At 57.4% G+C, this 13,200-nt stretch carries 9 protein-coding genes; 1 reads left to right on the top strand and 8 read right to left on the bottom strand.

The features are described 5' to 3' along the window. Positions 1-67: 67 nt before the first annotated feature. From ygjK to ebgR, 6 genes are all read right to left on the bottom strand, one after another. Positions 68-2,413, bottom strand: coding sequence for an alpha-glucosidase (ygjK, locus tag P349_RS10275; protein ID WP_032646759.1), 2,346 nt, complete (start codon positions 2,411-2,413; stop codon positions 68-70). A gap of 14 nt (positions 2,414-2,427) precedes the next feature. Beyond that, on the bottom strand, positions 2,428-3,486 hold the full coding sequence (gene ygjJ / locus P349_RS10280; protein ID WP_032646757.1) for a protein YgjJ: 1,059 nt from the start codon (positions 3,484-3,486) through the stop codon (positions 2,428-2,430). A gap of 38 nt (positions 3,487-3,524) precedes the next feature. Continuing rightward, a complete protein-coding gene (locus P349_RS10285) occupies positions 3,525-4,961 on the bottom strand; it encodes an amino acid permease (protein ID WP_032646755.1) in 1,437 nt (478 codons plus the stop codon). 56 nt (positions 4,962-5,017) lie between these two features. Then, positions 5,018-5,467, bottom strand: coding sequence for a beta-galactosidase subunit beta (locus P349_RS10290; protein WP_032646754.1), 450 nt, complete (start codon positions 5,465-5,467; stop codon positions 5,018-5,020). Beyond that, a complete protein-coding gene (gene ebgA / locus P349_RS10295) occupies positions 5,464-8,547 on the bottom strand; it encodes a beta-galactosidase subunit alpha (RefSeq protein WP_032646749.1) in 3,084 nt (1,027 codons plus the stop codon). Before ebgA ends, P349_RS10290 begins: the two co-directional genes overlap by 4 nt. 146 nt (positions 8,548-8,693) lie before the next feature. Next, complete coding sequence (gene ebgR, locus P349_RS10300) at positions 8,694-9,677, bottom strand: transcriptional regulator EbgR (protein ID WP_032646748.1); 984 nt, start codon at positions 9,675-9,677, stop codon at positions 8,694-8,696. Positions 9,678-9,815: 138 nt separating this feature from the next. Between ebgR and P349_RS10305 the strand changes: the two genes are divergently transcribed. Then, positions 9,816-10,148 carry a tRNA-binding protein gene (locus tag P349_RS10305; RefSeq protein ID WP_024907583.1) on the top strand — a complete coding sequence of 111 codons (333 nt, stop codon included), beginning with the start codon at positions 9,816-9,818 and terminating at the stop codon, positions 10,146-10,148. A 71-nt stretch (positions 10,149-10,219) separates the two neighbouring features. Here P349_RS10305 and tkt read toward each other — a convergent pair whose 3' ends face one another. Further along, the gene (gene tkt / locus P349_RS10310) at positions 10,220-12,208 is read right to left on the bottom strand and encodes a transketolase (RefSeq protein ID WP_032646746.1); all 1,989 of its coding nucleotides are present in this window, start codon (positions 12,206-12,208) and stop codon (positions 10,220-10,222) included. 19 nt (positions 12,209-12,227) lie between these two features. After that, positions 12,228-13,178, bottom strand: coding sequence for a transaldolase (gene tal / locus P349_RS10315; RefSeq protein WP_024907585.1), 951 nt, complete (start codon positions 13,176-13,178; stop codon positions 12,228-12,230). Positions 13,179-13,200: the final 22 nt, after the last annotated feature.

Below are 13,200 nucleotides of genomic sequence, written 5' to 3'. Positions count from 1 at the left end.
CCCGGCCTACAAAAGCCCGAACCGTAGGCCGGGTAAGCGCCACCCGGCAAAGCAGACCGCACCCCCGTTACTGTTTACGGAAAAAGTCGTTATACAGCATGTAAAGATGCGCCGCGCTCCATGAGAAGTTAGGCGCGCCCTGCTGCGCGCCGGTCAGCGGGTTGTAGTTTTCCTGAATCGGGCCGTCGGACGTTAATCCCTTCGCGTGCTTAAAGAAGTTTTCTGCCAGCGTTTGAGCCTGCTCCCGGTAGCCATAGCGTTCCATCCCTTTCAGCCCAAACCAGAACTGGTCGACCCACACCCGGCCTCGCCAGTAGATATCCGGACCAAAGGCCGGGTTGGTTAGCGCGGCAGTCCCGAGCGGCACATACGTGTTGAACTCTTTCGGATCCAGCATCACCTTCACCACGGCATCCGCATGCGCCTGCGTTGCCGCACCGTTAAACAGCGGCGACCAGCCTTCCGGTCCTTTACCGCGCTCGACGATAGGGTTGCCCGCACAGCCGTTCGCCAGCGGTTTATCCTCGATACGGATGTCATAGTAAAAACCGCTCTTCGCGTCGAACATGCAGGTATTGATGTAGGTCGCGAGCTTATCCGCCAGCTGGCGGTAGCGGCTGGCCTCCTGCTCTTTACCCAGCAGGCTCGCCATCTGCGCCAGATAGTGATTGTCGCTGTACATGTAGCTCGCCTGATCGACGGACTCCTGCAGCAGCGAATAGCCCAGCAGCTTGCCCTCGTTATCGCGATTTTCAGCAAACTTCACCGTCCAGTCGCTGCGCTTGCCGCCGTTTTCGACGTAGTTATCCAGCTGGGCTTTATCGATAAAACCGAATACGGCTGCGTCATCGCGACCTGATTCCCACGAGGCCGCAACCTGCGCCGGGATCTCCAGACTGTCGTAATGGTCCTTGTCGATCACCCGGGCATAGTTGTTCAGGCCGGAAAGCGATTCCTCTTTATCGCCTTTTTTGACCGTAAAGAGCATCTCCCCGCTGGCGGTGTTATGGGCTTTGTCACGCGTCGCGCCGTACTCCGGCACGCCGTTGCCGTTATGGTCGCGGTTGCGCAGCCACCAGTCGTGGTAGGCCACCAGTTTAGGGTACATTTCTGCCAGCCAGGCTTTATCCTGCGTGGTGTTATATACCTCCATCACCGACCACGCTGCCAGGCTCGGTTTAGTATTGCGCTCATTCCAGTTGCCGCCGTCGCCGCCGCGTTCCGGGCTCAGGTTCCAGGCGATGAGATCCGGCACAAAGCCGGCATCCTGCGGGCGTACCGGATCGTCGGGTTTGATTTGCCAGGAGAAGACCGCGCGAATGTTCTCTTTGGCGATATCCGGGTTGAAATGCGACATGGCAAACGCCTGTTTCCAGGTATCCCAGGGCCAGGTCTGGTTGCCGGAGAACCACCGTCCGGTGACGGATGGCGTCACCGTGTTATAGCGCACCGCGCCGCCCGGCGAGCGCCAGTTGCCGTTCAGCGTTTCGATGGCCTTCACCGCCACGCGGGTTTGCTCTGGCGTGGCGTTAGGGTTAGTTAAACCTTTCTGCAAATAGCCCTCCCAGCGCTGCTGCGAGGCCGTCATATAAGCGGCCGGGCGCGCCAGAATATCGCGGATCTGCACCTGCTCGCGCTTCACCTCATCGGCATTCAGCAGATGGGAGTAGGTGGTATACAGCGTGGTGCTGCCGGTAATGTGTGCCCGGCTGGTAAAGCGATGCCCGTCGACGGTGGTCTCGACGGGGAGGGATTTATGCACCTGATATTCGGAACTGCCGGAGGTCAGCAGATCCCAGGTGGAGCGCACTTTGCCAAAGGTCACTTTCAGGCCGTCACGGGTGGGGACCAGCCTGCGCTGGTAATCCGGATACGCGCCGTCGATGGTCTTATCCGACAGCGGTTTGCCCTCTTTGGCCTCCAGCTTTTCCAGCAGTTCGCCGTCCCACACCAGTTCCAGCGGTGCCTTGCTGGTGATGCGGGTCTCCAGCAGCGAGGTGCGCGCGGTGGCAAAGCGCAGCGTCATTACGATCTGCACATCTTTCGCACTCAGCTTTTGCACCAGCGCGCCGGGAAGGCTGTAAGCCTCAAGGGTAAAATCGACTTTTTTGCCGTTCTGATACACATTCAGGCGATCGAAATTGGTCGCCATAAAGTTAATGTACTCTTCGGTGAGCAGCGCTACGCCGGGAAATCCTCCCTGGGTCTGCGGCCCGTTCGGCAGCAAATGACCATGCCAGGCACCCAAATCGAAAAAGGGATTAAACCGCTGGTGGTCGTCAGCGTCGAAATCGTGCATGTATTCCGGCGCACCGGTACGGTTGATGGCGTTTTTAAAATCAGCAGGAGCGGTGGCGTGAGCCGAAAAGCTGAGCGCCAGCGCGCAGGCCAGCGGTGTAAGGCTGAGTTTCATATCGGAAGATCCTTTTACCAGTAGACGTATTGCATCAGGAAGACCTGATCGCTCGGGTCGCCGGAGGCATTTTTCATGTAAAAGCGGCTGTCGGCTGCGGTGGCAAAGCGTCCACCGCCGTACTCATACCAGATGCCGAACTGCATAAATGAGGTCGTTTCATCGGCGGCATTGTCCGGGCGATGCTTTGCGTAGCTGTAAGCGGTGGAGAGATAGACACCTTTTAACGCTTCAACCATGGCGCTGACCATATAGCCGGTTTCAGTCCCGGAGACGTCCTTGCCGCTGGCGCGTCCGGTGTGATGCCAGGCGCGCGCCGCCAGATTGGGGGACAGAATGCCGGTCAGGAAGAGTTGTCCCGTGCCGTCGGTGACCTCAAGTCCGTTCATCCAGGTGACATCTTTGACGATGTCATACTGGATATAGCCGTTCGCCATCGCCGGATAGGTATACTTATCGTCATAGCGATCGTATTTACCAAAATGCAGCCAGGCTTTGCTCTCGTCATGGTGCCCCGCAGGCGTGGCGGTGACGCTGTAGCGCAGGTTCCCGGAGAGGTTTTGTACCTTGAGCGCGTACATAATGTCGCGGGTGTTGGGGATCACGTAGCCCAGATCGGGCGTGAAATCTCCCCACCACTGCAGGTCATCAAGGGAGGAGTCCTGACGCAGGCTGAGCATGATCTCGGTGTTGCCGTCGGTTTTGTAGCCGCCGTAAAAGCGGTTAAGCCCACCTTCGAATCCGCCCCAGCTGTGGTCGGGCACCCAGGCGTTCCCCTGATGGTCAGCCTGTACGGTCCAGCCCTCGCCGTAAATCAGGCCGAACCAGTGCCCGTATTTCATTTCCAGACCGCTCTCAATGTAGGTGCCGTCACTGTATTTATGTTTATTCTGACCTTCTAAATCCATATATCCGCCAACACCCAGCTCGCCATAAAAACGAAACGACGGAGAGGTAATTTCCGGGGTTCGGGTATCGTCATGTTCAGCGGGTCGGGCTTCTTCTGCGGCAAATGCCGGGCAGCAGAAAGAGAGGGCAGCGAGTGCCCCAATTGTTTTCTCTTTAATTTTCATGCACTCATCCCAGTGAAAAAATATCCATGCCTTCAGCGTTAGTGAAGATTTGAGGCAGGTGACGCTTCTGTTTGTTGTTGTTCTTTTGATAATCCCTTGACGTATTTGCTGTATTTCCACCAGGCAAATCCGAGGAATAACACAATGCCCCCGACGTTATAGAAAATAATCGTCAGAATATTGGCACTGGTGGGGAAAGTTGAGGCCACAAAGCCGATGGAAAAAATCACAATCAGCATCGACACCACTACCATGCCCGTGGTACGTGAGCCCATTTTGAAGTCGCGCGGGAGATGATCGAGCTTACGGCGCAGGTTCAGGTAGGCCAGCATAATGAACAGCGGCGGTAACATTGACGCGGCGGCGGTCATGTTGATGACGGTATTCATCAGCTCCTGCGCGGTATTCGACCCCATAGTTGGGATAATCATGAGCGGAATGACGATCAGATACTGGATCCACGCCGCCCGCGCCGGTACGCCGTTCTCGTTCAGCGCCACGGTTTTTGGCCCAAAGATGCCGCTTGGGATCTCAGAGAAGAAGATTTTGACCGGGGTTGCCGTCCACATCAGCAGGGAGCCGAACATCGCGGTAAAGGAGACCAGGCCGACAAAGCGGTTCATCAGCACCTCCGGCAGGCCAAACCATACCGCCAGGCCGTGGAACACCTGTACCGAACCACCGGTGAATTTCAGCTCTTTGCTGCTGATAAAGACGTTAATCAGCACCGAGGAGATGGAGTAGAGCACGCCGATGAAAATCCCCGCCAGAATGATCACCCTGACAAAGGATTTTGAGCCGCCCTTCACGTCGTTAACGTATACCGCAACGGACTCTGCGCCCCCGGCGGCCATAAATATCCAGGTGGTGATGCCGAGGAAGGCCCAATTGAAGTTGGGGATCATTGCGTCAACGGTAATCGGGTCGGCTGGCTGCACGCCGCCCACCAGCGCCGCGCCGGCCAGTAGAATATAGGAGAGGGTCAACAGCAGCATGAGCGTAGAGGTCACCGACGTGATCGGCCCCAGCATCTTCGCCCCGTTGGTGGACACCCAGGTCGAGAAGGCGAACAGCACCATGCTCAGTACCGTGGTGGCAAACGGCGTAAGAATGTACTCATAGCCCAAAAAGGCGTAAGAGGCGTAGGCGATGACGCGCGGTAATAACGAGGTAAAGAAGAACAGGTTCACGAACCAGTAGGTGTAGGCGGTAATAAACGCCCAGCGCCCGCCCAGCGAGCTTTTCACCCAGGCGTACACGCCCGCTTCGGAGTTTTTATTCAGGGAGACAAACTCCGCGATGATTAAGCAGAAAGGAATAAAGTAGAACAGGGTGGCTAAAAAGAACATCGGCGCGGAGGCCAGCCCCAGCTCGATGTTGTTATTAATCACGTTGTTAAAACTGAATACGGCGGCAAACGTCAGCGACAGCAGGCCGAATTTGCCGATGGTATTACGCTTGGTAGTTTCAGACATAACCTATCTCCGGGTACGAGGAGGATAGCGGTGCTTCATTGGCACCGCTGGATTTTTTATTTGTTATGGAAATAACCGTCTTCGATGGTCACATAGAGGACGACTTTTTTGGCTGGCGTTTCGCTGATAAAGCGATACGCCTCGTGGTTTTCACATATCACGATCTGTCCCTCCCTCACCTGTTCGGTATGGCCCACGCCTTTCAGGTATTCACGGTCGGTTTCATCCCGGTAGCACTCCACAAGCTGAAGGGCGTCTTTTGCGGCGTACTCAATTTTCTGCGCGCCCTGCAGGTAGTAATGCACCTCGAAATAGCGGCGATGGCCGACGAACAGCGCGTCGGTGCTGGCATCATGGGTCACGCGGTAGGCCAGAGAGTCGCCAATCGAGTGGGCAACGCCGGGCTGGATGTGGTCGATGTTATTAATGGCCTCTGTGCAGCGCTGCCATTTGCGGCCCGTGCGATAACGCTGCTGGAACTGTTCCAGGCTGTCGAGAACGATCATTTTTCTGCCTCGCTGTGCGAATTCATGGAGAAGAAACCGCTGCCGAACCGATGGCGCGCCAGCGTCTGCGCGGCGGTGTGTCCGCCTTCCAGCGGGAGCAGGGTGAAGCCGTAGCGGAACGGCCGGAACCAGACGCGCCAGGTATCCAGCACTTCGCTTCCCCAGGAGTTAGAGCCTAAGCCCAGTACCTGATGGTCGAGATTGAGGGTGATGTCCTCGCTGCGACGCAGTTCGTTGCAGTGCTGCGCGGCGTGGATGTTCTCTGCCGTGTAGCGCCAGGCGCTGAGGTGAATGGGTTGTTCAGGCACCACCAGCAGGCCGCTGCCGTGACGGCTGGCGAGCGTTGCCCAGCGCACCTGCTGACGGTTGCCGTTGTTCTGCGGGAACGGGTAGTTTTCGAACATTTCGTCCACCGTGGTGTGCCACAGGTCTATGGTGCTGGCCTGCTGGCTGTCCGGGTAGTTCTCACCGGGTCCGCGTCCGTAGTAGCTCACCTGGTCGAATTCACCGTTGATGCCGAGGGTAAATCCGATGCATGGGATAATGTGCGGATAATCACCGTAGCGTTCACCGCTCAGCTCAACGTTAATTTGCCCGTCGGCGGCAATGCGCCAGCGATAGGTGCAGCGCATGCCAAAATCAAACACCGGCGGGGCAATCAGCGTGCGGGTGGTAATGACGATCGCATCGTCCTGCTGCTCGACCTCAAAACCGCGCAGGTGCTCCTGCATAATCTGCAGATGGTTGGGTTGCCACAGCCCCTCATACTCCTGCTTGTGGTTATCAATCATCGGTTTGAAAAAGTTAATCTTCGGTTCACGGGTGATGTTTTCCTCACCGTTAACCAGCCAGGAGCAGAGTTTCCCCGTCACTTTTGAGAAGCGTGCGCGGAAGTTATGCCCGATCACGGTACAGTTCAGACGGTCTTCTGCCAGCCGCAGCGGTGTCGCGTTGGCGTTACTAAACGGCGTGACGTGAGTTGTGCGCGTTTTTAGCGGGAACTGATACACCGCAATCTCGTGCCCCGCTTCGCTGTAGCGCGTGCGGCTGTTTTTGCTGATGCGCACGGTCAGGAATGCTTCGCGCTCGTCGAGTTCGGGCAGGTTCAGGCTCACGCTGCGGGTGCTGTTGGGGGCCAGCCCGGAAATTGTCAGCGGCTGGCTGTGCAGGGTTTCACCTTCGGCACGCACCTCAACGAGCAGGGTGTAATCGTCCAGGTTGGTGAACCAGAAGCGGTTTTCAACGTGCAGCTCGCCGTTCTGCCAGCGCAGTTTGACCGGGGCAATCACCTGCTTATATTCGCGCAGCCCCGGACCCGGCGTTTGATCGGAGTAGATCAGCCCGTCGAGGCAGAAGTTGTAGTTATTCGGATAGTCACCAAAGTCACCGCCGTAGGCGTAATACGTATTGCCGCTGGCATCTGCCGACTGAATACCGTGGTCGCACCACTCCCAGACGTAGTGGCCCTGAATGCAGTCGTGGCGATCGAAGACGTTTTGATACTCGCTCAGACCGCCGGGGCCGTTGCCCATCGCGTGGGCGTATTCGCAGATAATGCGCGGTTTGGCGTGGGGATACTCGCCGAACAAATTCATCAGCGGCACGCGGGTGTACATGGTGGAGATGATATCCACCACCTCGGCGTCGCGATCTTCTTCGTAATGCAGCAGGCGCGTGTCGTCCAGCGCCTTCGCGGCCCGGGCCATGGCGCGAATATTGCAGCCGTAGCCGGACTCGTTTCCAAGCGACCAGATGATGATGGAAGGGTGGTTTTTCTGGGCGTGAATATGGCGCTCGATGCGCTCAACGTAGACATGTTCCCACACCGGATCGTCCGTGATGCGGCTCAGGTCGCCGACGTTGGCAAAGCCGTGGGATTCCACATCCGTCTCCGCCATCACGAACAGGCCGTAGAGGTCGCACAGCTCGTAGAAGCGCGGATCGTTGGGGTAGTGGGCGGTGCGCACCGAATTGATATTGTGCTGCTTCATCAGGATCAGGTCGCGCTCGACGCGATCCATGCCCACGGCGCGGCCCTTCTGGTGATCGTTGTCGTGACGGTTTACGCCGTGCAGCTTCAGGTAGCGGTTGTTCACGTAGAACAGGCCGTCTCGCACCTTGATGTCGCGGAACCCAATGCGCTGAGGGATAACCTCCAGCGTCTGTCCGTGTTCATCTTTGAGCGTTACGACCAGATGGTAGAGGTAGGGCGATTCCGCAGACCACTGCTGAGGCTGTTTGACCTCAATGTTAAAGGCGGTTTCCGCGCTGCGGGTCACGGTCAGGCTGTCGGTAGTGCCCTGATGGATCGCTGCTTCGCCATCATACAGGGCATACTCCAGCGACACGGCGGATGCGTGCGGGGCCAGGTTTTCCAGCTCAAGCTGACAGAAGAGGGTGGCGTCTTTCCATGCCTCGTCGAAGGTGGTTTTGATCGTGAGGTCGCGCACGTGAGTGGGATTTTTGCCGATCAGATAGACGTCGCGGAAAATGCCGGCCGTCCACCACATGTCCTGATCCTCAATGTAGGTCGAATCCGCCCACTGCAGCACCCGCACGCACAGCAGGTTTTGCCCGCCGTGCACCGCGTGGCTGATATCAAACTCGGCGGTCAGCCGGCTGCCCTTGCTAAAGCCAATGTAGTGACCATTCACGTAGACTTCGAAATACGTTTCGACGCCGTCAAACTTGATGAGGGTCTGCTTCCCCTGCCAGCCGTCCGATAGCGTGAAGTGGCGCTGATACGCCCCGGTCGGATTGTCTGTAGGCACCCACGGCACGTCGACCGGGAAGGGGAAGCCTTCGTCGGTGTACTGCAGCTGGCCGTGCCCTTCCATCTGCCACATGGCGGGTACGGTAATGTCGCCCCAGTCGGCCATATACTCAGAGGTAAAGTTTTCCGGTACCAGAAGGGGGTGGGTGAAAAAGCGAAAGTTCCACTTACCGCTCAGAGACAGAAAGTGGCTGCTGGCCTCGCGGGCAAAGGTGCGAGCCTGCGCGACGGTGTCGTATGAGAAGAAGTACGCTCGCGGCGGAAGCCGGTTCTCATGCGTGAGTTGAATATTTTCCCAGCGATTCATGCGATCTCCCTGTAGGGGGTAAACATCATTGCTGGAGATTTTAGTAAATATTTTACTAAATAAAATCAGTAAAATTGATTTGCTTTAACTCGATCACGAAATAAAAAAATGCCGGGCATGCCCGGCAGTGTGTTAAACGAGGGGAATTAGCGGGTGGTGCCGCGCAGTTTCAGCACGCTCGGCACGAAAACCTGCAGCGGCAGCGTCCGGCCATCGCGGGCTTTTTCCAGCAGCAGGTTAACCCCCTGGCTGCCCATCATTTCCGAGTGGATGCGTACGGTAGAGAGCGGCGGGAAGGTGAAGCGGGCGGTCGGGATATCGTTCACGCTAATGAGCGAAATGTCTTCCGGGATCGCCAGCCCTTTTTCATGGATAGCGCGCAAGACGCCGATGGCTATCGAATCAGAGGCTACAAACAGGGCGGTAGGCCAGCTTGTCTGAGCCAGCATGGTTTTTGCCAGTTCGTATCCGGATGAGCTGGAAAAACCGCCGCGCCAGATATCCTGTTCTGACACCACCCCTTTCAGGCGACCATACTCGACAAAAGCGGCTTCGCGGATATCGGCTTTGCCGGGCTCATCTTCCCCGCCGATAAAGCCAATGCGCTTAACGCCCTGATCAATGAAGAAATCAACGATCTGCTTGCTGATGCGCGAGAGGTCAATGTCGACGGAATCGAACGCGCTGCCGGGCTCGTGAAAATCGATAAAGCAGACGTTGTCCGTCAGGGCCATTGCGCTACGGCGAGTTGCTGAAGAAGGTTTGCCCACAATCAGTACGCCGGTAAGTTTTTTACTCTCTGGCAGGGTGGCATTGGCGTAACAGTTGCTCAGCTCGACGCCCAGTTTTTCACACTGTGTCTCAATACCGTGGCGGATGGCAAGGTAGTAAGGGTCGTTAATCTCCAGCTCTTGCTGGTAGCTGTAGAGCGCCAGAATGTGCTGCTGACCCACCGCGGCAGACTGCATTTTGCGGGACGTTGTGCTCTTGTATTCCAGCTTTTCCGCAATCTCCAGAATGCGGTGCTTGGTCTCTTCTTTTACGTTCAACGTTGGGTCATCGTTTAAAACCCGGGATACCGTCGCCAGCGAAACGCCAGCCTCCGTCGCGATGTCTTTGAGCGTAGCCATGTTTTTCCTTATTCCCCCACGTGATGACCCATTGTAAAGGATGAATCAGGACATGCATCCGTTTTTACTAAATATCCTGCCCATTGCTTCCGGCAAATAGCGTGCTAGTATTTAGTAAAACTTTACCAAGGAGAGAGCATGGACACGATAGCTTACGATGACTTTGCAAAGCTGGAGATCCGCGTGGGGACGATTGTGGACGTTAAGCGCCACGCCAACGCAGACAAACTCTATATCGCGCAGATTGATGTGGGCGGAAAAACGCTGCAAACCGTCACCAGCCTGGTGCCGTATTACCGGGAAGAAGAGCTTATGGGAAAAACGGTGGTGGTGCTGTGTAATTTGGCGAAAGCGAAGATGCGCGGCGAAACGTCTGAATGCATGCTGCTCTGCGCGGAAACCGATGACGCCAGCGAAAGCGTGTTGTTAACGCCGGAGCGGGCGATGGCGGCGGGTGTCCGGGTAGTATAAAAAAGGGTGGCAAAGCCACCCGATTTTCCAGGCCGGGTAAGCGACAGCGCCACCCGGCAACGCAGACCGCACTACAGCACGCTCAGCGCCTTCTCCACCACGTTCTCAACGGTAAAGCCGAAGTACGGGAACAGCTTATCGGCAGGGGCGGATTCACCGTAGCCTCGCATGCCCACAATCGCCCCTTTGAGCCCGACATACTTGTACCAGTAGTCGGCGATACCGGCCTCCACCGCCACGCGCGCCGCGACGTTAGAGGGCAGCACCGACTCCCGGTACGCCTCGTCCTGAGCGTCAAAAATATCCGTAGAAGGCAGGGATACCACGCGCACCGCGTGGCCTTCGGCGGTCAGTTTTTCCGCCGCTTTCACCGTGATTTCCACCTCGGAACCGGTCGCAATCAGGATCACGTCCGGCTTGCCGCCGCTGTCCTTCAGAATGTAGCCGCCGCGGGCGATGTTTTTCACCTGTTCCGGCGTGCGCTCAATCTGCGCCAGATTCTGGCGGGACAAAATCAGTGCCGTTGGGCCGTTATGGCGTTCTACCGCCAGCTTCCAGCCCACTGCCGCTTCGACCTGATCGCACGGACGCCAGGTGCTGAAGTTTGGCGTCAGGCGCAGGCTAGCCAGCTGTTCAACCGCCTGGTGGGTGGGGCCGTCTTCTCCCAGACCAATGGAGTCGTGGGTATAGACCATAATCTGCCGCGCCTTCATCAGCGCCGCCATGCGCGCCGCGTTACGGGCGTACTCGACGAACATCAGGAAAGTGGCGGTGTACGGCACAAACCCACCGTGATGGGCGATGCCGTTGGCGATCGCGGTCATCCCGAACTCGCGCACGCCGTAGTGGATATAGTTCCCGGCAATATCCTCTTTCAGCGATTTCGAGCCGGACCAGATCGTCAGGTTGCTTGGTGCCAGGTCCGCCGAGCCGCCGAGCAGTTCGGGCAGAATAGGGCCGATTGCGTTCAGGGTATTTTGCGACGCCTTACGGGTGGCGATCTTCGCCGGGTTGGACTGCAGGTTTTCAATCAGCGCCTGGGTTTTATCGTCCCAGTCTTCCGGCAGACCGCCGCTCATGCGGCGGGAGAACTCGGCGGCCAGCTCCGGGTGCGCTTTTTTATAAGCGGCAAACTTCTCGTTCCAGGCGTGCTGGGCCTTCTCGCCGTCTTCACGGGCATCCCAGGCTCTGTAGATCTCTTTTGGGATCTCAAACGGCGGGTATTTCCAGCCCAGCTTCTGCCGGGTCAGCGCCACTTCCTCCTCGCCCAGCGCCGCACCGTGCGCCTCCTCTTTGCCCGCCTTGTTCGGCGAGCCGAAGCCGATGACCGTGCGGCAGATAATCAGGGACGGTTTGTCCTTCACGCTCTGCGCTTCCTGAATCGCTTTTTTCACCGCCTCAGGGTCGTGACCGTCAATCTCATGCACCACGTGCCAGTGGTAGGCCTCGAAGCGTTTTGCCGTGTCGTCGGTAAACCAGCCCTCGGTCTCCCCGTCGATGGAGATGCCGTTGTGATCGTAGAACCCGATCAGCTTGCCGAGCCCCAGCGTGCCTGCCAGCGAGCAAACCTCGTGGGATATCCCCTCCATCAGACAGCCGTCACCCATAAACACGTAGGTGTAGTGATCGACAATCTCATGGTCCGGCTGGTTGAACTGTGCCGCCAGCGTACGCTCGGCAATCGCCAGCCCGACCGCATTGGCCAGCCCCTGACCGAGCGGCCCGGTGGTGGTCTCCACGCCCGGCGTATAGCCAATCTCCGGGTGCCCAGGGGTTTTGGAGTGCAGCTGGCGGAAGTTTTTCAGCTCCTCAAGCGGCAGATCGTAGCCGGAAAGGTGCAGCAGGCTGTAGAGCAGCATTGAGGCGTGACCGTTGGAGAGAATAAAGCGGTCGCGATCGTACCAGGTGGGGTCATTCGGGTTGTGCTTCAGGAAGTCGTTCCACAGCACTTCGGCAATATCGGCCATGCCCATCGGTGCGCCGGGGTGGCCGGAATTGGCTTTCTGCACGGCATCCATGCTGAGGGCGCGAATGGCATTGGCGAGCTCTTTACGGGACATAGTTCACTCCGTGGCAAGGTTAAAGTTTGGCGGCGAGAAGGTCTTCAAGTTTGCGCTGGTCGACGGCGAACAGGCGGATACCTTCCGCCAGTTTTTCCACAGCCATCGCGTCCTGGTTGTGCTCCCAGCGGAACTCCGCTTCGGTCATGGTTTTCGGTTTTGGCAGAACGGTGGAGGTGGGCACCAGCTTACGGATCACCGTCTCTTCTTTGTCCTGTAGCTCCTGGAGCAGGTTAGGGGAGATGGTCAGACGGTCACAGCCTGCCAGGGCGAGGATCTGCTCGGTACGGCGGAAGCTGGCCCCCATCACGATGGTTTCGTAGCGGTGCTGTTTGTAGTAGTCGTAGATGTTACGGACCGATTTCACGCCCGGATCCTCATCCACCACGTACGGATCCATCGGCTGTTTTGCCTGATACCAGTCGTAGATGCGCCCGACAAACGGCGAGACGAGGAACACGCCCGCTTCCGCGCAGGCGCGCGCCTGGGCAAACGAGAACAGCAGCGTCAGGTTGCAGTGGATACCCTCTTTTTCCAGCACCTCTGCCGCGCGGATGCCTTCCCAGGTGGAGGCGAGCTTGATCAGAATGCGTGATTTATCGATGCCCTGATCCTGGTAGAGCTCGACCAGACGACGTGCCTTATTAATGCTTTTTTCTTTATCAAATGAGAGGCGGGCATCGACTTCGGTCGAGACGCGTCCCGGAATGCTTTTCAGAATTTCTGCACCAAAATTAACCGCCAGCTTGTCGCTGGCTTCGGCGACCTGCTGCTCCTGCGTTTTACCGCGCTGTTTACCGTAGGCAATGGCGTCATCAATCAGATGGCTAAAATGGGCAAGCCCGGCCGCTTTGAGCAGCAGCGAAGGGTTGGTGGTCGCATCCTCCGGCTGATAGTGGCGAATCGACTCGATATCGCCGCTGTCTGCAACCACGGTGGTGAATTTTTTGATGCCGTCTAGCTGGTTCATAAATGATTACTCCTTGGAAATA

It is taken from the genome of Enterobacter sp. DC4 (assembly GCF_000568095.1).
In the GTDB taxonomy this organism is placed as follows: domain Bacteria; phylum Pseudomonadota; class Gammaproteobacteria; order Enterobacterales; family Enterobacteriaceae; genus Enterobacter; species Enterobacter pseudoroggenkampii.
The sequence above is the reverse complement of the archived record's forward strand: the minus strand, read 5'-3'. Positions and strand labels throughout refer to the sequence as shown.